Annotated in this window: 20 protein-coding genes and 2 tRNA genes; 15 read left to right on the top strand and 7 right to left on the bottom strand. The window is 50.2% G+C overall.

Annotated elements, in window-relative coordinates:
• The first annotated feature begins 233 nt into the window (after nucleotides 1-233).
• From C5S61_RS10155 to C5S61_RS10145, 3 genes are all read left to right on the top strand, one after another.
• Complete coding sequence (locus tag C5S61_RS10155; protein ID WP_164689334.1) at nucleotides 234-1313, top strand: ArsR/SmtB family transcription factor; 1080 nt, start codon at nucleotides 234-236, stop codon at nucleotides 1311-1313.
• A gap of 56 nt (nucleotides 1314-1369) precedes the next feature.
• Entirely contained in the window at nucleotides 1370-2236 is an 867-nt protein-coding gene (locus C5S61_RS10150) for a polyphosphate kinase 2 family protein (RefSeq protein WP_110514944.1), read from the top strand.
• A 96-nt stretch (nucleotides 2237-2332) separates the two neighbouring features.
• Complete coding sequence (locus tag C5S61_RS10145; RefSeq protein WP_110514943.1) at nucleotides 2333-3337, top strand: homoserine dehydrogenase family protein; 1005 nt, start codon at nucleotides 2333-2335, stop codon at nucleotides 3335-3337.
• A gap of 55 nt (nucleotides 3338-3392) precedes the next feature.
• Here the strand turns inward: C5S61_RS10145 and C5S61_RS10140 are convergent, their stop codons facing one another.
• The 5 genes from C5S61_RS10140 to C5S61_RS10120 all read right to left on the bottom strand — a co-directional run bounded on the left by C5S61_RS10140 (nucleotide 3393) and on the right by C5S61_RS10120 (nucleotide 8036).
• The gene (locus tag C5S61_RS10140; protein ID WP_110514942.1) at nucleotides 3393-4232 is read right to left on the bottom strand and encodes a DUF2705 family protein; all 840 of its coding nucleotides are present in this window, start codon (nucleotides 4230-4232) and stop codon (nucleotides 3393-3395) included.
• Nucleotides 4233-4234: 2 nt separating this feature from the next.
• Entirely contained in the window at nucleotides 4235-5197 is a 963-nt protein-coding gene (locus tag C5S61_RS10135; protein WP_110514941.1) for an ABC transporter ATP-binding protein, read from the bottom strand.
• Nucleotides 5198-5262: 65 nt separating this feature from the next.
• Entirely contained in the window at nucleotides 5263-5922 is a 660-nt protein-coding gene (locus C5S61_RS10130) for a response regulator (protein WP_110514940.1), read from the bottom strand.
• Between the two features lie 19 nt (nucleotides 5923-5941).
• Nucleotides 5942-7585: a HAMP domain-containing sensor histidine kinase gene (locus C5S61_RS10125; RefSeq protein WP_110514939.1), complete on the bottom strand. Its 1644-nt coding sequence runs from the start codon at nucleotides 7583-7585 to the stop codon at nucleotides 5942-5944.
• Nucleotides 7566-8036, bottom strand: coding sequence for a hypothetical protein (locus C5S61_RS10120; RefSeq protein WP_110514938.1), 471 nt, complete (start codon nucleotides 8034-8036; stop codon nucleotides 7566-7568). Before C5S61_RS10120 ends, C5S61_RS10125 begins: the two co-directional genes overlap by 20 nt.
• A 234-nt stretch (nucleotides 8037-8270) precedes the next feature.
• On the opposite strand from C5S61_RS10120, the gene C5S61_RS10115 reads away from it, so the two are divergent.
• The 3 genes from C5S61_RS10115 to C5S61_RS10105 all read left to right on the top strand — a co-directional run bounded on the left by C5S61_RS10115 (nucleotide 8271) and on the right by C5S61_RS10105 (nucleotide 11668).
• The gene (locus C5S61_RS10115; RefSeq protein ID WP_110514937.1) at nucleotides 8271-9395 is read left to right on the top strand and encodes an SPL family radical SAM protein; all 1125 of its coding nucleotides are present in this window, start codon (nucleotides 8271-8273) and stop codon (nucleotides 9393-9395) included.
• A gap of 167 nt (nucleotides 9396-9562) precedes the next feature.
• Nucleotides 9563-11350 carry a putative bifunctional diguanylate cyclase/phosphodiesterase gene (locus C5S61_RS10110; protein ID WP_110514936.1) on the top strand — a complete coding sequence of 596 codons (1788 nt, stop codon included), beginning with the start codon at nucleotides 9563-9565 and terminating at the stop codon, nucleotides 11348-11350.
• A gap of 72 nt (nucleotides 11351-11422) precedes the next feature.
• On the top strand, nucleotides 11423-11668 hold the full coding sequence (locus tag C5S61_RS10105) for a hypothetical protein (protein WP_110514935.1): 246 nt from the start codon (nucleotides 11423-11425) through the stop codon (nucleotides 11666-11668).
• A 68-nt stretch (nucleotides 11669-11736) separates the two neighbouring features.
• Here the strand turns inward: C5S61_RS10105 and C5S61_RS10100 are convergent, their stop codons facing one another.
• Both C5S61_RS10100 and C5S61_RS10095 read right to left on the bottom strand, forming a co-directional pair.
• Nucleotides 11737-12153, bottom strand: coding sequence for a hypothetical protein (locus C5S61_RS10100; protein ID WP_110514934.1), 417 nt, complete (start codon nucleotides 12151-12153; stop codon nucleotides 11737-11739).
• 158 nt (nucleotides 12154-12311) lie between these two features.
• Nucleotides 12312-12884, bottom strand: coding sequence for a PspC domain-containing protein (locus C5S61_RS10095; RefSeq protein WP_110514933.1), 573 nt, complete (start codon nucleotides 12882-12884; stop codon nucleotides 12312-12314).
• A gap of 139 nt (nucleotides 12885-13023) precedes the next feature.
• Here C5S61_RS10095 and C5S61_RS10090 point away from each other — a divergent pair.
• The 9 genes from C5S61_RS10090 to C5S61_RS10050 all read left to right on the top strand — a co-directional run bounded on the left by C5S61_RS10090 (nucleotide 13024) and on the right by C5S61_RS10050 (nucleotide 21849).
• Nucleotides 13024-13098: transfer RNA gene (locus tag C5S61_RS10090), tRNA-Cys, on the top strand.
• 130 nt (nucleotides 13099-13228) lie between these two features.
• Entirely contained in the window at nucleotides 13229-14302 is a 1074-nt protein-coding gene (locus C5S61_RS10085) for a dipeptide epimerase (protein ID WP_110514932.1), read from the top strand.
• Nucleotides 14303-14505: 203 nt separating this feature from the next.
• Nucleotides 14506-15669 carry a substrate-binding domain-containing protein gene (locus tag C5S61_RS10080; protein ID WP_110514931.1) on the top strand — a complete coding sequence of 388 codons (1164 nt, stop codon included), beginning with the start codon at nucleotides 14506-14508 and terminating at the stop codon, nucleotides 15667-15669.
• A gap of 38 nt (nucleotides 15670-15707) precedes the next feature.
• On the top strand, nucleotides 15708-16457 hold the full coding sequence (locus C5S61_RS10075; RefSeq protein WP_110514930.1) for a VirB3 family type IV secretion system protein: 750 nt from the start codon (nucleotides 15708-15710) through the stop codon (nucleotides 16455-16457).
• A 21-nt stretch (nucleotides 16458-16478) separates the two neighbouring features.
• On the top strand, nucleotides 16479-17099 hold the full coding sequence (locus tag C5S61_RS10070; RefSeq protein WP_110514929.1) for a hypothetical protein: 621 nt from the start codon (nucleotides 16479-16481) through the stop codon (nucleotides 17097-17099).
• Nucleotides 17100-17191: 92 nt separating this feature from the next.
• Complete coding sequence (locus C5S61_RS10065) at nucleotides 17192-18007, top strand: Cof-type HAD-IIB family hydrolase (protein WP_110514928.1); 816 nt, start codon at nucleotides 17192-17194, stop codon at nucleotides 18005-18007.
• A 769-nt stretch (nucleotides 18008-18776) separates the two neighbouring features.
• Nucleotides 18777-19250 (top strand): hypothetical protein, encoded by a 474-nt coding sequence (locus tag C5S61_RS10060; RefSeq protein ID WP_110514927.1) that lies wholly within the window; start codon nucleotides 18777-18779, stop codon nucleotides 19248-19250.
• A gap of 756 nt (nucleotides 19251-20006) precedes the next feature.
• Nucleotides 20007-20113, top strand: a tRNA-OTHER gene (locus C5S61_RS26825).
• Nucleotides 20114-20262: 149 nt separating this feature from the next.
• Nucleotides 20263-21849 (top strand): TROVE domain-containing protein, encoded by a 1587-nt coding sequence (locus tag C5S61_RS10050; RefSeq protein WP_110514925.1) that lies wholly within the window; start codon nucleotides 20263-20265, stop codon nucleotides 21847-21849.
• Nucleotides 21850-21945: the final 96 nt, after the last annotated feature.

The following is a 21945-nucleotide window of genomic DNA, read 5'->3' as shown; positions in this document are numbered from 1 at the left end:
TAGGGTGAGGAAATTCGTCCAATGCTTCCCCCAAAATAGCAGCATTCGGTTAAGCTTTTGCCGCTGTTAGCCGAAGTTAGCCAGAATATGCTAAAATGTACAAGCCTGCATAACCCATCTTTCAGCGCGTTGTCGAATGCGGGGGCGTATTGTGTCCCTCGTGCAGGGATTGATCCGCTAGCTCTATCACCCCAAATGGTGGGAACGCATCTTAAAAGTAGGAGTCGATGGCTATGACTGAACTCGTTCGCGCTCAACCGGCATTTAAAGTTGATTTTGTCCCATCACTTGGGTTGGATCTGCTTTCGACAATGGGTCTGATTGGGATTGTTCATGATTTTGAGGGCTTGGATGCTTGGCTGGTTGAAGCTGCTGCGAGTGTGCCCCCACGCTTACGCCACGATATTCAGCTTGCAATGCGCTTGGGCGTTTATCCCTATGTTGTGGTTGAAACGGTGGCTGGTCAACTTTTAGCCCCAGGTGCTGCTGGCCACGACGATTTTAATGGCTTGATCGACGATCTCAAGGCGCTTTCGGCCCAAGAATGTGCAGCAATTGTGCATAAAATTGTGCAACGTACCGCCGCCAATGCTGATGTAGAATTATTGCACACGCCAGCAGAAATTATTGCCGATCAAGAGCAATTAGAAGAATTATTGGCTAAAATGCAGTTTCCGGTTGATACCGAAGAATTGATCGAATTGTTGCAACAGCCAACCGAATGGCGCGATTTATTGGTTTCAACAATTCAGCGCTTCTGGGATCGCATTTATCGCGAGCAATATGAATTACAACAAGCCCGTCGCGAACGTAATGCTCATTATCATCGCACCCATCAATATAGCGTTAACTTTCGCGATTTATTTGCTGGCGTAACTGGGCGGCGCTTGCCAGACCATATTCATGAACGACTTGGCACAATTAGTACCGTGCGTTTTGTTCCATCACAATATATCGGGCCATATTTGTCATTTCTCTTCAATAATTCACTATTAACTGTGTTTTATAATAGCAGTACTACGCCTGCAGAAGGCGACGAGCAAACCGAACGGACTCAAAGCCTCTATCAACCATTAGCGGCCTTGGCCGATAAAACTCGCCTGCAAATTATGACCTTGTTGCATGGGCGTGAATTATATGCCCAAGAAATTGTCAACTTGCTCGATATTCATCAATCGGCGGTTTCGCGCCATTTGAAGCTGATGGAAACATCTGGTGTGCTGAATGTTCGGCGCGATAAAGGCGCAAAATATTATTCAATCAATCGCCAACGGATTGAGGAGATTTCAGCTCGCTTACGTGAATTTGTCTAAGCATTCGCGCCAACGCTCCGTAGTTGCGGGGCGTTTTGCATTTAAAGGAGCGTTTCATGTCAATGCTTGACCAAGTTGATTTATCGCTGCATTTGGGCAAAAAATCCTACGAGCGCCAACTTACCGAATTGCAATTTAAAATGTTGCGCTTGCAACGTGCCGTAACCCAAATTGGCCATCGCATGGTGTTGGTTTTTGAAGGTTGGGATGCGAGTGGCAAAGGCGGTGCAATCAAACGCCTGACCGAAGCGCTCGATCCACGCGGTTTTGTGGTGCATCCAATTGCTGCGCCCACGCCAGAAGAACGCGCCCACAACTATCTTTGGCGCTTCTGGAACCGTATGCCGCGCGATGGCCAGATGGTGTTATTTGATCGCTCATGGTATGGCCGCGTGCTGGTCGAGCGGGTTGAGGGCTTTGCAACGATGCGCGAATGGAGCCAAGCCTATGGCGAAATCAACGATTTCGAACGAATTTTACATAACGATCGAACCTCGATTTTGAAATTTTTCCTGCATATTTCCAGCGAGGAGCAAGAAAAACGTTTTCGTGACCGCGAACAAGATCCGCTTAAAACCTGGAAATTAACCGAGGAAGATTGGCGCAATCGCGAAAAATGGCCAGAATATGCGATTGCCACCGATGAGATGTTGGCGCGCACCTCAAGCGAAAACGCCCCATGGCAGGTCGTCGCCGCCAACGACAAACGCTGGGCACGCATTGCGATTCTCAAAGCGGTGGTCGAAATGCTGGTTGCTGATATGCCGTTCGAGTTTGACGACGATAACGTGTTGGTGCTCGATCGTTCGGGAGCTTACGCCTTGGTTGATGCTGGGAAGCTCGATGCCAAAGCAGTCGAGGCTGTGATTGCCGAAGAAGAAAAAGTGCGTAAATTGCTCAAAAAGCAACGCAAAGCCGACTAATGAACGGATTCGCGCCGAGCTTAAGCCACAATCTTGCCTAAATAGTTGGCTAGCCCGTACAATACAGCCCGACACATCAGATTAAGGAAGTTAACAATGCACAATTTAGCAATTTATGGCTTTGGTGGAGTCGGGCGGGCGGTGCTGGCCCAAGCATTGCCCCATTTTAACCTTGCCTTGGTGGCCGATCGTTCTGGCTATGTAATTGGGCCGTTGAGCAACGAACGTTGGTTAGCGGTCGCCGCAGCCAAAGCCCAAGGCGCAACTTTAGCCAGCTTACCAGAAGGAACCAGCGGCGATTGGCGGGCTGCCTTGCCTGCTGGTTGTTTGGTGGCCGATACCACTGCCGAAGCCAATGCCGCCCAATTGGTCGAATTAGTTGCCAGCGGCCAGCGTTTGGCTTTGGCCAACAAAAAACCATTGTGTGAAGATTTGGCTTTGTTTCAAGCCTTGGTGGCTGAACGGCGCACCCGCTACGAAGCCACGGTTGGCGCAGGCCTGCCGATTGTCGTTACCACCAATTTGCTGCGCGACACTGGCGACCAGGTGCAACGGATCGAAGGTTGTTTGAGCGGCACCTTGGGCTTTTTGCTCTCGTCAATTGAACAAGGCCAAAGCTATTCGAGCTCCGTTCGCGAAGCCAAAGCCTTGGGCTGGACCGAACCAGACCCGCGCGACGACTTGGGCGGGGTTGATGTTGCCCGCAAAGCCCTGATTTTGGGGCGAACCTTGGGCTATCAATGGAACTTGAGCGATATTGCGATTGAGCCACTGTATCCTGCTGAGTTTGCAGATTTAAGCATTGCTGAATTTATGGCCCAACTTGAGCAACTTGATGCTGGCTATGCCCAACGTCAAGCAGATGCCGTTGCTCAAGGCCAAACGTTGCGCTATGTTGCTTCGATTACGCCTGCTGGCGCGCGCGTTGGATTGCAAGCAGTTGCCAACAATAGCCCGCTAGGTTCGCTCAAAGGCCCCGATAATATGGTGGCTTGGACAACCAAGCGCTATCAAGAACGACCGCTCGTGGTGCGCGGGCCTGGCGCAGGGGTCGAGGTAACCGCCTCGGCAGTGCTGTTTGATTTGTTGGCCTTGCGCTAAAAAAAGACCGTGGTCAACGAAGACCACGGCCCAAACCCTCTTTGAGAGCTAAAATCTATTGTCCTGCCATATCCCGCCGTTGAAACAGCAGCAAGCCAATAATAATTGAGCCAAAGATATAGGCTCCCACTACCATAAGGCTGGTTGTTAGCGAAACTTGGGTGCCAAAGAAACCTGTAACCAAATCTAATTGGTCTGTTTTTTCTTCTCCATCAAATAACCAATGCGCTTCAAGATTGCTGATATGTAGATTTGGGAGGATTTTAGCAGCTAATTTGGAAAGACTTGCAGCAACGTTAAAGATGGTATTCCCAACAATCCCAAACACAATCCCCATAATCGTTGAGCGGCTAGCCATGGTTACCAACAGCGTAATTGACGAAAAGACAATCAACTGCAAAAAGATTGGCACCAACGATTTGAAGAGTCCTGATGCTGAAAATTGCTCCATATTGCTAATATCGCCACCAACGATCAAATTAGCGAGCACCCCTAAGAGCGCAGCAAAAATCAGCGAAGTAGCAATCAATAGGGTCATAAACAATAAACAGATTATGACTTTGATAATGATAAAATCGCTGCGCCGTGCGCGCCGTGGCAGTAGCACTTTCCAAGTATCATTGGTATATTCAGCGCCAATGCTGTTGCTCATAAAGACAATTGCTAAAATTGAACCAAGTTGGCTCAGCACAATTAATGGTACTTGTAAGCTTGTAGGAAACAAGGTTAGTTGGCGAATTTGGTCTGCAAATTGGCTATCCATACCTTCGTAGAACGATATGCCTACCATCCCAACAAAAGCAAGCAATAGAATGCCTAAGGTAACGAGAAACAAGCCAATATTGGCTGGGCGTTTATAGGTTTTTGTCCATTCAGCACGAAATAAATTCCACATTATTAGCGACCCCCTACCACAACTTCAGCCAATGGTTGTGGCGCAGCTGCGCCACCAGTTCCCGTAATTTCCAAGAACAACGATTCGAGCGAGCGTTGGCGTACCACCACTTGGAACACATCAACATCTGCTTGCACCAATTTGCGCATTACTTGCGGCACATCTTGCGGCTCGGCGTTGATATTAATCCAGTGTTGGTCAAAGCTGGTAGCTTTTAATTGGGGGATTTCTTGCAAAATGGCCATGGCCTTTTCAAATGGCGCAGCCTCGATTGCATAGCCTGGGCCACCTTCAGCAGCCAGCAAGTCGCGCACCCGACCTTCTTTGATCGTCACGCCTTTTTGAATAATTGCTACATTCGAGCAAACTTGTTCAACTTCAAACAACAAGTGGCTTGAAAGGAAGACCGTGCGGCCTTCTTGGCCCATGCGCAAAATCAAATTGCGCATTTCGACCGTGCCAGCAGGGTCAAGCCCGTTGGTTGGCTCATCGAGAAACACCAGTTTGGGGTCGTTGAGCAGGGTTGCTGCCACGCCAAGCCGTTGTTTCATACCCAACGAATAGGTTTTAACTTTATCTTTTTCGCGGCCACGCAAGCCGACAAATTCAATTAATTCATCGTAGCGGGCTTGGGGTAAATCGTGACCACCGGAGCGGGCCAAGAGGCGCAAATTTTCTAAGCCCGACATAAATGTATAAAATGCTGGTGATTCAACAATTGCCCCAACATACGGTGCAATGTGTTGACGAGCATGTAAAATATCATGGCCAAAAACTGTTGCTTTGCCCGATGTTGGTCGGATAAGCCCCAATAGCATGCGGATGGTGGTGGTTTTGCCCGCACCGTTTGGGCCTAAGAAGCCATAAATCGTGCCTTCTGGAATATGTAAACTTAAATTGTTGACTGCTGGGACATTTTTATAGACTTTCGTCAATCCTTCAGCGGTGATTGCGATTCCACTCATAGAATGCTCCTCTATAGGCTGCGATGCTAATACAACGTTAACATTGAGCTAAATGTTGCATTATATTATTTATTTTGTTCATCATCAAGCGGCACAAGCCGCTCACGTAAGGCCATTATTGCTGCTTGAGTTCGATCTTGCAGATGTAACTTGGATAAAATATTGCTGACGTGGGTTTTAACCGTGCGTTCGCCGATGACTAAATGATCGGCAATTTCAGCATTGCTCATGCCACGCGCAATACAGGTCAACACTTCGCGTTCACGTTCGGTCAGCGTATCCAAGGGCGAGCGCCGCGAGCTAGTGAGTTCAGTCATCAAGCGCGAGGCAACCATCGGGTGCAAGGTTGCTTCACCGCGTCGGGCTGCGCGAATTGCCGCCACCAAGGCATCAGGCCCAACATCTTTAAGCAAATACGAGAGCGCCCCAGCTTTAATCGCCGGAAAAATTCGTTCATCTTCGCTATACGATGTTAGCACAATCACTTGGGTCGATGGCGAGGCTCCGCGCACTTGACGGGTTGCTTCCACGCCGTCGATGCCAGGCATCAGCAAATCCATCAGCACCACGTCGGGCAACACGTTGCTGACAACTTGCACGCCTTCTTCGCCAGAAGCGGCCTCGCCCACAATTTCAATATCTGGCTGGGTATCCAAAAAGGCGCGCAATCCAACCCGTACCACGACATGATCATCAACTAAAACAACCCGAATTTGCTCGTGCATGCTCCGTCCCTTCGTACTATTAACGCGGCTCCACCAGAAGCCCGGTTTGGCTGCGTGGTACAACGATGCGCAGGCTTGTACCTTGGCCCGGAGCGGCGGTTACTTCGACTGTGCCGCCAACTGCATTGGCACGCTCCTGAATGCTAATTAAGCCCAACGAGTGCGAGTTGCGTGGCTGCTGCATATCAAAGCCACGGCCACGATCGCTGACTTCTAAAATGGTGCGCTGGGCCTCGTATTCGAGGTTGACGCTGGCACTATTAACCCCGCTATGCTTGGTAATATTGGCTAACGCTTCTTGACAGATGCGATATAACGTTTGCTCGTGATCTAAGGGAATGCGCCGTTCGCCGTTGATGTTGAGCTGAATTTGCAAGCCTTGACGACGGGCTGCCTCTTCACCAAGTTGACGTAAGGCTGGAACTAATCCTTGATCACCAAGTGCTGCTGGCCGCAAGGCAAAGATCAAGCCTCTGGTTTCGTGCAAGGCGCGTTGGGCCATCTGGCTCAACTGTTCAACTTGACTGCGCGCTTTATCTGGCTGGGCTGGTAGCAGATTACGGGCGGCGGCGGCAAGCATGGTGACGCTAAATAGCTCTTGGCTGACACTATCGTGCAAATCGCGAGCAAGCCGATTGCGCTCCTCGACAATTGCCAATTGGCCTGCTTGCTCAACCAAAGCCGCATTACGATCAGCAAGTTGCCGTAACATTTTGACGTTCGATTCAAGCTCTTGAGCCATGCTATCGAAACGCCGCGCCAATTGGCCAATTTCGTCGCTGGCACTATCGTTGACGCGCACGCTCAAATTGCCTGCGGCCAAGCTATCGGTGGCTTTGGTGAGCTGCACCAAGCGGCGCACAAAATTACGTGCTACAAACCAGCCATACACCATCCCAATAATTGCGTTGGCAATGATTGAAGCAACCGAACTAATCATAAAAATAATAACCATCAACAACGCAACAATCACTTGATTTTGGCTTAGTGGTCGCGAACGAATATACAATGCGCCAATGACTTGGTTAGCTTGGTCGCGAATCGGCGTTGCAGTCACTAAGTACTGTTCATGCGTCCACGTCAGTTGATTAATATCGTCGCTGCCAGCCAGCGCTGCTTGCACAACCCGCCGATCATTGCCAATCACCGTATCGTTCCATGGTTGGCCAGCAGGGCTATAGCTGGGAAACGTGCCGCCAAGCACTGTTCCCTTGGCATCAAGCAGCAGCAAATGGTAACTTTGGCTGAAATCATTGGTTGCCTCAGGCGTAAATGCCTCGGTGGGCATCAAAATAATTTCTTGCGAAAGATCGCTGGGCGTATTATTGACCGTATTGCTAATTGCCAATTCAAGATTATTTTGCAAAAACTGGCCGCGCAACGAACCAAAACGATAGCGTAATATTTGCTGGATTGTGCGCGCATCGCTTGGTTCTTGCAGCACTGCGCTAAATTCGGCGGCATGATTTTGCGCTGCGCTAAGCAGCGTGGGCGCATTCAGCGGTGGCGCAGCCCCCATAACTACGCCAAAAGCTAAGGTGTTAATCAAAAGCGTCAGCGCTACGCTGATCCACACATATGACCATGTGAGTTTCCAGCGTAGCGTGCCAAAGCGTTGGCGCAAGCGGTGGCGCAACGTTAATTTACGATGCTGCTGCTGCACTCGCCGCCTCACGTCGCCATGTCGTTATTGCAAATAACAAACAGCCAAGCTGCAAATCAAACGGCTGTGAGTCATGAAAATTGGCAATCATCGCCCGATTCCAAAAACCTTCGGTTTTAACTTCGCCAACAATCTGATGATTCAAAGAGACCTGATAGGTATTTTTCCAGGCTGATGGCCGCTCAAAGCGTAACGGTTGATTGGCATAATGGCCTTCGAGAATTGGTTTCCAAAACCCAATCCGCGCAACCCGCATTAATTCTTGTCCATTGATTGTGATTGTAATTGGGTAGCCCTTGCCTTTCGGATTCTCAAGGCTATAGACATTAGCGCCAATTTGCCATTGGACAGTGCCGCGCCAGCCCTTAAATTCAACCTCGAAAGGGGCATGATAGGGACTGTGAATTTCAAGTTTTCGCCCAGTCCAAGAACTATATCGAGCTTGAAGCATTGGATTCTCCAATCAGCACACTGCTTAATCACTACTATAAATCAGACATTTGGATTGTACATCCGAATCAGGGGCGAACTGGAGCTGTAAAATCTGCAACGCGCCCTCGTCCTTTAGTACGAGCCTTGGCATGAGCAGGTTGCGCTCCACGAGTTGCCCGCCAGAGCACACGCAATTCACATGGCCAAAGTTTGGGTATAATGCGCAAGAATAACTACACCATGGAGTCGACTAATGGCCTATTATGTTGAAGAGCGCCCTGGTGGGCCAGCGCTTGCACCTCGTCGCCCTACAATTAATGAATTTTTTCTCTCGACCTATCAAGTTGGTCCATATGTGGGCTGCGAATTTGGGTGCGCCTATTGCGATGGCTGGTCGTTCAGTCAGCGGCCATTCAACGAGGTTATCCGCGCCAACGTTGATTTGCCTGACCGCTTTGCCGAGCAATTGAGCACGATTTCGCGCGGCGATCTGGTGGCATTTAGCCTTGGCGATGCCTATCAACCAGCAGAAAAAACCTATCGTCTCACCCGCCAGATGTTGCAGGCTTGCCAAGTTGCCAAACAGCCAGTGCTGATTTTGACCAAAAGTTTGGCCGTGATGGATGATCTGACCCTTTTACAACGCATGAATGAGCAGGGTTTGGCGATTGTGGTGATGAGCATTCCCACCATCGATCCTTTGCTTTCTGAAAAATTAGAGGGCAAAGTGGCCCCACCTTCTGCGCGTTTGGAAGCCCTAAATACGCTCAAACGGGCAGGGATTCCGACGGGCGTGGCAATGTTGCCGGTCATTCCCTATCTGACTGATACTGATCGCCAATTGCCGATGACCTTGAACGCGATTGCCAATGTGCAGCCCGATTTTGTGCTTTGGGAATATTTGTGGCAACCAAACGAACGTCATCGCCAACGCATGACCGACTTGCTTTCGCGCTTGGGCAATTATCCAGCTTCCTATTATCGCGAATTGTATGGCAAGGAGATGCAGCCCAGCCTTGAGTATCGCCGCGAGATGCACCGCGATATTTTGGGGCGTTTTGAAGAGCTAAATTTGAACCCACGTGCGCCATTAGAGCTGTATCGCAACCACTTGGCTCCGAACAATGTCGCAGCCTTGATGCTCAAACACCAAGCCTTTATCGACCAAATCAAGGGCCGTGAATTGTTGGCCAGCCGCCATTCCAATTTGGCCGAAGCGGTGTTTAATGGCAAAGCCGATGAACCGGCGCTCGCGGTTAGCCCGTTGTGGCCAATGCTGCGCGAAGTGCTGAAAATTAGCGATAGTCGCGAACGGCTCGACCAAATTCTCGACAAAGTGCGTAACCCCGATTCCCCTGTTCCTCCCAGTAACGAGTGAACCATGAAGGGGCAATTGGAGTGCATATGGTGAGCAAAAAAACCGCCTGTAGAAGTTGCAAAACTCCTACTCGACAAAGCTACGAACTCAGGTAGGATGTAATTCTCTGAGTTCCCAATGTCTAAATTTGCCCTGACCGCAGGTTTAGGCTGATTCACGCAGGTGTCATGAGTGTTCAAACTCCCACCATCCGATTGCCCGATTCGACTGTCCAAGCGGCCTTCTTGCCAACCGAATTGATCTTAATCGGCCTCGTATGCTGGTTGGGGGTTTGGGTTTGCTGGCGTTGGCTGCGTCGTCGCACTGCGCTACAAATTAGCACCCAATTGAGCTTATGGCACTGGCCGCAAAGTCAACAAACCCTGATCATCGATCAACATTCCACAATTATTTCAATTAGCCCAACGCTGAACCAACAGCTTGGTTACGCCGATTTATCACTCAATGGCACAGCATTCGCCCAACTCCTGCACCCCGATTCGTACCACCATATGCGGCAAGCACTGGCCAATGCAACCAGCCACATGCAATGGCAACCCTTGGGCTATCGCCATGCCGATGGCTCGTGGCAAACTTTAGAATCTTGTTGGCATCAAGTTGGCCGCTATTGGATTATCAGTTGCCGTGAACTTGAAACAGTCGCGCTTGATCGAACGCCACCAACGATTGATTGGTTGACTGGCTTGCCCAATCGCCAAAGCTTGGTTGGCCAGCTGCAACGCCTGATTGCTCAGCGCCAGCTTGATCAACACCAGTTTGCGGTGTTGTTCGTCGAGGTCGATCGATTTAGTGCGGTCAATGATGCCTTGGGCTACGATGTGGGCGATCAGGCGCTGCAAACCATTGCCCAACGCCTACAAGCGACGCTTGGTCCAGCCGATTTGGCGGCACGTTTGGGCGGCGATGAATTTGTCGTGGTGCTTGCTCAGGTGCAGCATTCCCAGCAAGCGTTGGAGCATGCCCACCGCATTCAAGAGCAATTTAGCCAGCCCATGCTGTTGGCCGATAAACCAATTTATACCTCGTTGGGCATTGGGGTAACCCTTGGCGATGGTCAAGCTCAGGCCGAAACCTTGTTGCGCGAAGCAGATACAGCGATGTATCAGGCCAAAACTGCTGGCATTGGCCAAATCTTTTTGTTTGATCGGGCTTTGCATGCGGCGCTGACCGAGCGTTGGCAACTGGAAATTGATTTGCGCGGAGCCTTAGAGCGCCACGAGTTAATTTTGCATTATCAGCCAATTACGGCCTTGCCAACTGGCCAGATGGTTGGCGTTGAGGCGTTGTTGCGTTGGCATCATCCCCAGCGCGGCATGATTTTGCCCAACGAATTTATTCCCTTGGCCGAGGAAAGCGGCTTAATTGTGCCGATTGGCTTTTGGGCGCTCGAAACTGCTTGTCAGCAATTTTTGGCTTGGCAAGCAGATCATTCACGCTCTGGCTTGCAGGTACTTTCGGTCAATCTTTCGGCGCGCCAGTTGGCCAGCCCAGCCCTGATTCAAACGCTTGGCGAGATTATTCAACGCACGGGGATTGCGCCAGCCCAGTTGGAGCTAGAAATTACCGAAAGCATGGTGATTCATGGCTTGGAATCGGCGCGCGCACAATTGGGAGCCATCAAAAATTTAGGCGTAAAGTTAGCGATTGATGATTTTGGCACTGGCTATTCGTCATTGAGCTATTTACACCATTTCCCCTTAGATACGCTCAAAGTTGATCGTTCATTTGTTAATGCTATGAGTGGTGGCAGCCGCAACATTGAAATTGTGCGCGCGATTATCATGCTTTCGCAGCAATTGGCCATGAATGTAATTGCCGAAGGCATCGAAACTATCGAAGAAGCGGCAACTTTGCGCGATTTGGGCTGCGATTATGGCCAAGGCTATCATTTTAGCCGCCCGCTGACCGCGCCAGATATTAGTTCGTGGCTGCATAGCCAACCCCTGAGCCTGTGAAAATTTGCAACACTGATGAAATTGGTTCGTAGAATGTTCGGCTGTAACATGTTGATTAAGCGGGAGCAATGAATGGTAGTTTCAAAACAGACCCAGCTGCTTTTTCTAATTACAGCAGCCATTAGCTGGATCATCAGTTTGATGGCTGCTTTTAGGGCAGAAGATGGTTGGTTTCAAGCAGGTCAATTCTTCTTTTTTGGGATATTTTTTCTAGTGTTAGGCTTCCAAGTCGAGCAAAAATATCCTCGCTACAAAATGCTATCGTGGGCTGTGCTTGCGATAAGTATGATCTTTGCCGTATTACATTTAATGAACTAGCTAAACCAAGGCCCTGCTGAGTTGGCACACTCGGCAGGGCGTTTTTGTATTTCTGAATCGCTAGAATTTTACATGCCAAACAAACGATTGCCCGGCAAGCGCACAATCCCAACCACGATCAACACTAAGACTGCAATCGTGCCGAGCGCCATCAAGCGATAGCGGGCCGCTGGAATTTCACCGCGTTTGACTTTGGTATTAACCACATGGGCCAATCCCAAGGCCAGCACCATCACTGTTGGGTGCTCAAAGCGCACAGTCGCAGGATTGAGTTGGCTCCACGATTTGTTGACAACATACAAGGCTAAGCCAAGCAGCAACTGAATATCAATCGCAATCGTGGTGAAGAGCATAATTTTGCGCGCGGTGTCGTTCCATGATTGTTTGGTTAGCCAACCCCACAAACCATAGCCAACGGCAACCAAAATCGCTAACATAACAATCCAACGCCAACCAGAGTGAGCGTTTAGCAGAAAACTGGACATGAGTCGGTGATCCTCCAAAACACAAGAAATTCGAAAGCACTGTGCTGAATGCTATCATAGCATAGCCTAGCTGCGTCAAGCATTCAATCGTTGCCATTTGTGAACAACAAAAAACCGCCCTTGGTGCGAAGCACCAAGGGCGGCTGAGTGGTAAGCAATTAGATTTTGTTGTTGCGAATCAACCACACGCCTGCAACGACCAAGCCAACTGGAATCAGCACTGGAGCGATGTCGACCAAGATGCTGCTCAGGAACAAAGCACCACCGATGACCAAGGCGCTCTTGAGCCACAAGTTGCGGCGAGCTTTGATCACATCTGGGCTAACCGTGGCAACTGGCGTTGAAAGGTTGCTGACCGGAATGCTTTGACCAACTGGTTGACCGGTTACTGGGTCGAAGCGATATGGTTCAGCTTTGATTGCTTGGCCAGTCATTGGGTCGAAACGAGCATTGACGCTTGGTTGAACGCCGACGCTTTGCGCAACTTGATAGTTGACTGGTTGTTGGACAACTTGGCCTGATTGCGCCAAGTAGCTCACTGCGCCGCGAGGCATAATGAACCACAACAATGGGTAGAGCAAAATGCTAATCCCAGTCCAAACTAAGAAGACGAAGGTCAGGCGAACCCAGATTGAATCGATGGCTAAGTATTCTGCAATCCCACCACAAACGCCAGCAAAACGGCGGTCGGTAGCGCTGCGGGTCAAACGGTTTGAAACTTGCGTAGTCATTGGTGTAGCTCCTTCAAAAGCACTTGATTGATTATCTGGTAGCTAGGACGCTGGGCTATTTTGAATTGTTGCAGCGAGATTCCAACCAGTTTCATCATTCTTGCAGTGAAGCTGATGCTGTGGTATAATCCCGCCTGTTGGCGACATAGCCAAGTGGTAAGGCAGTGGTCTGCAAAACCGCGATCCATGGGTTCGAATCCCATTGTCGCCTCCAAATGATCAAACGCTGGTTGAATACATCAACCAGCGTTTGGTGTTTTAGCTGCTTTAAATAGTTCGGTTTGAGGGCGAAGCGCCGCTATAATACAAGCAATCAGATAGCCTTGTAGGATAGGAGCACCGCTATGCTAGCAACGACGATTCGAACGATCAGCGCTGAAGCGATTAATTTGCCCTTGACCGAGCCTTTTGCCATTGCCAGCGGCAGCCAAGCAGTTGCTGCCAATGTGTTAATCAAAATCGAATTAGCCGATGGCACGCTGGGCTTAGGCGAGGCAGCTCCTTTTCCGGCGGTCAGCGGCGAAACCCAAGCCAGCACTATTGTTGCCGTGCAGGCCTTGCAACAAAGCTTGCTTGGCGCAGATGTGCGGGCATGGCGTAAGTTGGCGTTGTTGCTCAATCAGCTCGATCACGAGGCGGCTGCTGCCCGTTGTGGCCTCGAAATGGCCATGCTTGATGCTTTAACCCGCCATTACAATGTTCCGCTGCACATCTTTTTTGGGGGTATGGGCCAGCAGCTCGAAACTGATATGACGATTACCGCTGGCGATGAAGCTCATGCCGCAGTTTCGGCCAAAGCGATTGTTGCTCGTGGCATTAATGTGATTAAAGTTAAAACTGCTGGCGAGAATGTTGACTATGATCTGGCGCGAGTGCGGGCAATTCATCAGGCTGCGCCGCGGGCACCATTAATTGTTGATGGCAATTGTGGCTATGATGTTCAACGGGCCTTAGCTTTTTGCGCTGCCTGCCAAGCAGAGGCGATTCCGCTGACGCTTTTTGAGCAACCACTGCCGCGTGAGGATTGGGCTGGTATGGCCCAACTTAGCGCTCAAGCGGGCATTGCAATTGCCGCCGACGAATCGGCGCGCTCGGCAAGCGATGTGCTGCGGATTGCCCGCGAAGGCACTGCCAACGTAATTAACATTAAATTGATGAAGGCTGGCGTGGCTGAAGCCTTGAACATGATTGCGATTGCTGAGGCAGCAGGCTTAGGCTTGATGATTGGTGGTATGGTCGAAAGCATTTTGGCCATGAGCTTCTCGGCCAACCTAGCTGCTGGCAATGGTAATTTCCACTTTGTCGATTTGGATACGCCGCTGTTTATTGCTGAACACCCTTTTGTTGGTGGCTTTGAACAGACTGGCGGGCGCTTAACCTTACCCAATACCGCTGGCCATGGCGTGAATTTGGCCTAAATCAAACCCCCACAACCACCCAATGCTCAGCATTTGCCCATTTTTGGGCTAGCTTTTTACAATTAGTTGCACTAGACTTGCTGTAACGAAACCAAGTGAATGGCGTAGATAAATTGCTCATTCTAATGGGCTGAAATGCTATTTTTGCTTAACAAAACCATAACATTGTAGCATTCTTGATCTTTGGATAGAACGGAGTTGTTATGCGTAAGGCATGGGTGGTTGCCGTAGGCTTTTTTATAATTTGTGCATTCGTCGTTGGGGCTGTCAGCAACGGGTGGCTGGATTCATCAGCGCCGTTGGCAATTTTACCAACCAGAATGCCGAGCACGCCCGACCCAAGTCAGGCAATTAAGCTCCAAGTGGTCTATAGCAGTGAAAAAGATATTTGGCTCAAGCAAACGGTTAATACATGGCTCGCGACCAAGCCCACGGTTGATGGCAAGCCAATTCAGGTCGAATTGATTGCGCGTGGTTCGCAAGAAATTGTGAGCCAATTGCAGGCTGGGAGTTTGCGCCCAACCGCAATTAGCCCAGCAAGTAGCCTGCAAATTACCCAAATTAATGCAGCCCAAATTGATGGCAAAACGAATTTGGCTGCTGATACCCAACCGTTGCTGATTTCGCCGCTGGTGCTGGTGGCCTACGAAGGCTCGCCTGCATCAAAGCTAGTTAAATCGCAAGATGCCCAATTTTGGCAAGCACTGCATGATGGTGTATTGCTGCCCCAGCGCAGCCAGAAAATTCTCTTGGGCCAAACCAGCCCAACAACCTCGAATAGCGGGTTTCAAGCCTGGGTTTTGATGGCCTATGCCTATCATAATAAAGCCAACGGCTTAACCGCTGCGGATATTAGCGATCCCAAATTTGTTGAATGGCTACAAGGCTACGCCAAAAATGTCGAACAATTTGCCGAAAGCACTGGCTCGTTGATGCTCAAAATGGTTCAAGTTGGCCCAAGCACCTATGGCGCAGCCGTGGTGTATGAGAGCACCGCCTTGGAATATTTGCCCAAGGCTCAGGGTCGCTTTGGCAAATTGATGTTGCTGTATCCACCCCAAAATTTATATAGCGACCATCCCTTGGCCATTTTGGATGCCTCGTGGAGCAGCGTCGATCAACGCGAAGCCGCTGGCTTGCTCCGTGAATTTCTTTTGGAAAAAGACCAACAAACCATGGCTGTGCAGCAAGGCTTTCGCCCAGTCGACCCGGATGTCGCAATTGATACAGCCGATTCGCCATTTGTAAAATACCAAAGTGCTGGCGTGCAACTGAGCATTGCCAATCTTGCAGCTGAGCCAGATGCGGCCACGATCAAGGCGGTGCTCGATTTGTGGAATTCGATCGAACCAAGTGTTAAACGTTAATCAGCGAATCAATTTTTCTAGAGATTGGACGTAGCCTTATGAATTCACGGCATCCTTTACGTGTTGCGGCCACCAAGCCCCTGCCCTTAGTTGTCTTGGCAGTTGGGATTGTCATGTCGCTGACGATTTATCCTTGGTTGATTGTGGTTGCAATTATTGCCTATGGCTTGATGCTCTGGGCTTTGGCCAGCGACCCCAATATTTTGCAGCAAAAGCCCGAATCGCCAAAATTGGCCAAAATTACCAGCCGTACCTTTCAATCGCATTTAGATACGATTGACCACACCCGCCGCGAGATTACGCGCTCGACCAATGTAACTGCTGGGCCGTTGCAACGTCTGTTGCAGCCAATTGCCGAGCAGGCCAACGAACTGTATCAACAGGCCCATGGCTTAGCTGATAAAGGCCAACTGATCGAGCAATATTTGTATACCTCGCCACCGCATGGCCTGCAACCGCAAATCGATAATCTTGATCAGCGGATTGCGATGACCAAAGACAGCTATACGGTTGATCAATTGAAGGAAACCCGCGCCGCCTTGATTGATCGGCAGCAAAATGCCCAAGCCTTGGCAACCTACTATGATCGGATTACGGCACAATTGCAAAATATTGCTGCCAATCTTGATAATGTATTGGCTGAAACCGTGCGTTTGCGCGCATCCGAGGCTTCGAGCGCTACCCAAACCTCGCAAGAAGTTGCCGAGCGGTTGAGTAATTTGAACGCCGATATGGATGCGTTTCAGCATGTTTTGGAAGGCGCAATGTCGCAAAGTGGCGTTGCCTAAACGTTTACCTGGGAGAATTGTATGGTTATAGGGATTTATCTGGTGCTTTGGCTGGCGATTGCGCTTGGCATTTGGCTGGCGAAGCGCAACAAAAGCTCAATCGAACGCATGAAACATTTGTTGGGCATTGTCGTGATTGAGCCGATTGTAACGATCATCATGCTGCTGGCGGTTTATCCAGTGCTGCTACGATGGGCCTGGAACAATAACCTCATTAGCGTTGAGCAGTATCAGTTGGTGAACACCAATGCTGCATTGCAAAATCTGCTGCCCATTGTGTCAGTTGTGATTGGCTTGCTTCCATTTTTATTGCTGTTTGATGAGCAAGCAGTTGTGCGCAAGGTTGCTTGGCAAGCAGGTTTGATGGTGCTTGGGCGTTGGCTCTACCTGCTTATGGTGCGAATTCTGGTGGCGAAAGATTTTAATCCATGGCTCGATATGTTGTTAATTGTCAGCTATTTGGTTTTGCTGGCGATAACCATCTATATTGGCAATGCCTTATTAGTTGGGCGTTTAGACCGATTAATCAAGCCAGTGCCGGTTGAAACCGAGCCATTATTTCAAGGCCAACCAATTGTCTATGCCGACCCAAGTCAGCAACCAATGATCTATATTGATGCGCCCAAGGATCAGGAGCGCTGATGGTGTTATACTAGCAAGCATTCGAGAATATCGACTCAACGACGCTGCGGTATACTAGCTGCACGTCGTTGTTGCGTTTTAGAGGATACTTCATGTCGCCCAACTATCGTTTATTAGCGCTTGATCTTGATGGAACTTTGCTTGATGCAAGCTTAGAGCCAAGCGCCGCCACCAAAGCAGCGATTGCCGATGCTCAAGCTGCTGGCGTGCATGTCACTATTGCAACTGGTCGGATGATTCGCACTGCTCAGCCATTTGCTGATATGCTCAACATCACCACGCCATTAATTACCTACCAAGGTGCGCACGTGCAAACTGCCGATGGCACCGTGCTTTACGATAATCCTTTGCCGCCAGATTTGGCTGCCGAAGTGGTTGAATTGGCCTTAGCTGAGGGCTTGTATATTCAGGCCTATATTGACGATCAATTGTGGATTGTCGAGCGCAGCCCAGAGGTTGAAGAATATTTGAGCTTTTCGCTGGTGGATATTCCGGTTAATGTTGTGCCAAACTTGGTTGAAATTGTGCAGCAAAAGCCCGTTACCAAGCTGGTTTGGATTACCAACCCAACTGAATTAGAGCGCACGATGCAAGAATGGGGCGCACGTTGGCAAGGCCGCTTGGAGATTTTTCGTTCGCACGACCATTTTGGCGAGGCTTCGGCGATTGGCAGCTCCAAAGGTGTTGGCTTAGCAGTTTTGGCCGAACATCTTGGCATCGCGCAAGCAGAAGTTGCCGCCATTGGCGACCGCGAGAACGATGCTTCGATGTTGGCTTGGGCGGGCTTTGGCATGGCGATGGGCAATGCTGATCGTTTTGCCTTAGCTGCGGCGAATCATACGCTGCCAACCTTGGCCGAAGATGGCGCTGCCTATGGCATTCGGCGCTTTGTTTTGGGCGAAGAATAAGCGAGGGGCCAGCAGTCAGGGATTAGGTTAGGGATGCGATGGAAGGGTAGAAAATAAACATATCTAGGGGATGTGGCTATAGGCTTTTGGCTATGGGTTACGATTTTTATTCTTTTAAAAATATCTTCACTAGCCCATAGCTATAATGGTACATCACGTTAACCAATGTCTGATCCCCTCACCCCAACCCCTCTCCCGTGCGCGGGCGAGGGGCTTTAACACGCTCGTTCTGCGCAATGTGTCGGGGAAAACGCATGTGCTCCCCTCGCCCGCGTGCGGTGGGAGAGGGGCTGGGGGTGAGGGCATGTTCCTCATTGCCAATCCAATGAACTATTAGCTGCTAGCTTAGCGCCCAAAGCTATGGATCTCTAGTGCTCTGGGTAAATCTGTCCTTCTCATCCTTCATCCTTCATCCTTTGCTCTCAGCCTAATTGCCTAGGAATTTCCGCCTGATGGCTGATGTCGGGCGATGCTAGAGCGTTTATAGTGAGCCTATCACCGAAATTAGTAGATCGAATAGGAAAGGAACGAGCACCATGCGACGGCTACTCACCAATCCACAACCAAAACGCCAGCCTATCACACATTACTCGCCGATAGCCCACAATTGTGGCTCATTGCGTAATGTAGATTTAGGCTACGGTTTTGCAGGCGAGATGAGTTTGACGAAGGATGGATGGCGACCGCTAGTGTGACGCGTACTGACACACGCTAATGCTAAGGTCGTCACAGCAGTGGCGACTATTTTGTTTTAGCGAGAGGTTTGCTCATGACGCTCGAAGATCCCACCCGCATTGATATTGTTGCGGGTTCGCTCGACCCCGCCCGCCCTGGGTTGGATTTATGGGTCGTAGACACTGGTTCAATCAGTGATGACAGCCTTCGCTATCGCTTGCTGATTGCCAAAGTGTTGATCTACGCAAATTATATTGCCAGCCCCATGTTTACGGTGCAACATCCCAAAATTAAGCGTGCTGATGTGTTGGTTCGGGTCGTGTGCTTAACGCCCCCAACCAAACTTATGCGCGATGTAACTGGAATTGTTTCGTGGTTTGACCAAAGCTTGCGTGTGCCTGTGGTGGTGGAAGATGCCGCCAAGGTTGCCAAGCACTTGGATACCTGCCACGGCGAAGTGCGCAGCTATGTGCGTAAAGTGTTGGAATTGGCGCAAATTGAGACAGCGCCCGAGCCAACAACCTCATGGCGCTTGCCATGGCGCGGCAAAGCCAAAAAAACCGCTTGAGGGAGAGAACGAGCGGAGCAGGAATTGACTTTAGTGCAAGGAATCGCTAGCCAATGTTTGATCACAAAATCAATGGCGTAGCGCTTGTGGGAGAGAATCAACGAGCTGGCGAGGTGTGGTATTTTCACTCTAGTTTGCTTCCTCGCCAGCTTGTGGGAGACAAGTGAGAGTTTGCTGAGGTGCTTGTGGGACATACTTCGCTCATTCCGAAGTTCCACGCCTCTTCCTCAGCAGCCTTACGCTCAGCATACCGTTTGAAGGAGTCGTATGCAGCTACCAGAGGGACCGTGCAATGTTAACTTGGCGAATGCGGGCTTTAATCAGCCGCTTCTTAGAACCATTGTAACCATAAGTTAGTCTCAATTGAGATGATCCACGAAGGCTGGAACCGCGAAGAACGCGAAGATCGCGTAGAACAGGCTCTGGGCTTTTGGCTACTGGAATAATGTGCGGGTTGGCGTATGGGTGGAGGGTTTGCACAAATACCCGATCCCCAGCCCCTGAACCCCGATCCCTCAGCTCTTGGCTATGGGCTGCTGGAACAATTTGTGGGTTGGAGCATGGGCAGTGGGATTGTCCAAATACCCGATCCCCAGCCCCTGAACCCCGATCCCTCAGCTCTTGGCTATTGGCTAGCGGAACAATTTGTGGGTTGGCGTATGGGTGGTGGGTTTGTCCAAATGACTGATCCCCAGCCCCTGACAACTGATCCCTAACACGCTTGGGGTTTGATTTCATCCCTCATCCTTAAATTTGGAGCCTATAGCTCAGTTGGTAGAGCAAAGACTTCTACGTCCACTTCCTCGTTCGCGAGGTGATAGTAGGAATTGCTTCGGGCGCAGGTTCGAGTCCTGCTAGGCTCCCCTATTGTGGCCCCATGGCCAAGTCGAATTTGATGTGATGTAGTTGCCCAAACCAAGTCACAGCGTTTGATTCGCAAGCGTGATTCGGCTTTGGCCATGGTTTTTTCCGAGAGAAGTGGTGTTTCCTTCCTTATAATCTGGAGGTGGTCATGAACGTTGTTCGCCGCCTGTTTGCACACGCCCCTGCCGATGCTAACGGGCTTAATTACCATGGCTTGCCAACCTATCAACGCAGTTTGGCTGAACATTATGTGCAAATGTTGTTGACCAATACACTTGGCTCGACGTTTTATGCCTCTAAAGGTACCAATTATGCCTTGACGCTGGATTTGCACCAAGCAATGTTAGCCCAGAACCCTCTTTTTGCTGCGCAAGCCTTGGTCTATGCCCGCGAACAAGGAACCATGCGCCTTCAGCCAATTATTGGGTTGGTCGTTTTATCAACTGTCGATTTGGGCTTGTTTCGCCAAATTTTTAACCGAATTATTCTTACACCTGGCGATTTGCAGGATTTTGTGCAAATTGTGCGTTCGCACCAGATTCGGCCTGGCATGGGTCGCGCGATCAAGCAAACCATCAATGCTTGGTTGCTTAATCTGAGCGAATATCACGCGATTAAATATGGTGGCACGAACGCTGGCAGCATGACCTTGCGCGATGTGCTGCGGCTCACGCGCCCACAACCGGTCGATGATCGCACCAGTGCCTTATTCAGCTATCTGATTGATCGCGAACGCTGGCGCGAAACTTGGGCCGAGCAAGCGCCCACGCTCTTGCCACAAATCGCTGTGCTGGAGCAACTGAAGCGCACGACTGAACCGAACGAACAGCGAGCCTTGGTTGAAAGTGGGCGCTTGCCCTACGAAATTGTGACTGGTGCCATTAAGCCAGATCGCGAGTTGTGGCGAGTGTTGATGGAGCAAATGCCCTACTTTGCCTTGCTGCGCCATTTGGTAGCTTTGCAACGCGCTGGCGTGTTTCACGATCAAGCAATGATTGACTATGTGGTTGGCCGTTTGAGCGACCTTGAAGCCTTGCGGCGGGCCAAGATTTTGCCTTTTCGGCTGCATGCTGCTTGGATGGCCTTCCTACCAATGAACGAGCAAGAAGGCCTGATTCGCCAAACCCTTGCGCAGATGCTCGAAATGGCCTTTGAGAATATGCCCGCAATTCCTGGCCGCGTGGTAATTGCACCGGATATTTCTGGCTCGATGCGCGGCACGCTCAATCCCAAATCACACGTTCGCTATGTCGATATTGCTGGGATTTTCGCAGGCTCGCTCTATCGCAGTAATCCTACGGCGCAACTGCTGCCATTTGATACGACTATTCGGCAGCTGGATTTTTCGCGTCACACCAAACTGATGCACATTATCCAGCAAATTGGCACAAAATTTGGTGGTGGTACGGCGGTTTCGGCCCCAATTTCCTATTTGTATGCCCGCCGCGAGGTGGTTGATGTGGTCATTGCAATTACCGACAACGAGGAATGGGCAAGCGATAGCTGGGGTGGTACAAGTTTCGTAAAGGTTTGGCGCAAGTATCTGGCCGAGGTCAACCCCAACGCCCAAGCATTTTTGATCACGATTGCGCCGTATCCGCACGCAGTTGCGCCGCCCGATGAGCCAAATGTAAGCTTCATTTTTGGTTGGGCCGAGCATGTGCCCGCCTATATTGCCCAAAGCTTGCTCGGTTATGCCGACCAGCTGAGCGCAATTGAGCAAATCACGCTTTGAGTTGATACAGGTACTATTGAAAGATAGTACCTGTATTGTTGTAACCTAGGACTATCGTTGGCGTACCGTATCACGAGCACAACGCCCTGTTGTGTT

Source organism: Herpetosiphon llansteffanensis (assembly GCF_003205875.1).
Lineage (GTDB): Bacteria > Chloroflexota > Chloroflexia > Chloroflexales > Herpetosiphonaceae > Herpetosiphon > Herpetosiphon llansteffanensis.
The sequence above is the reverse complement of the archived record's forward strand: the minus strand, read 5'-3'. Positions and strand labels throughout refer to the sequence as shown.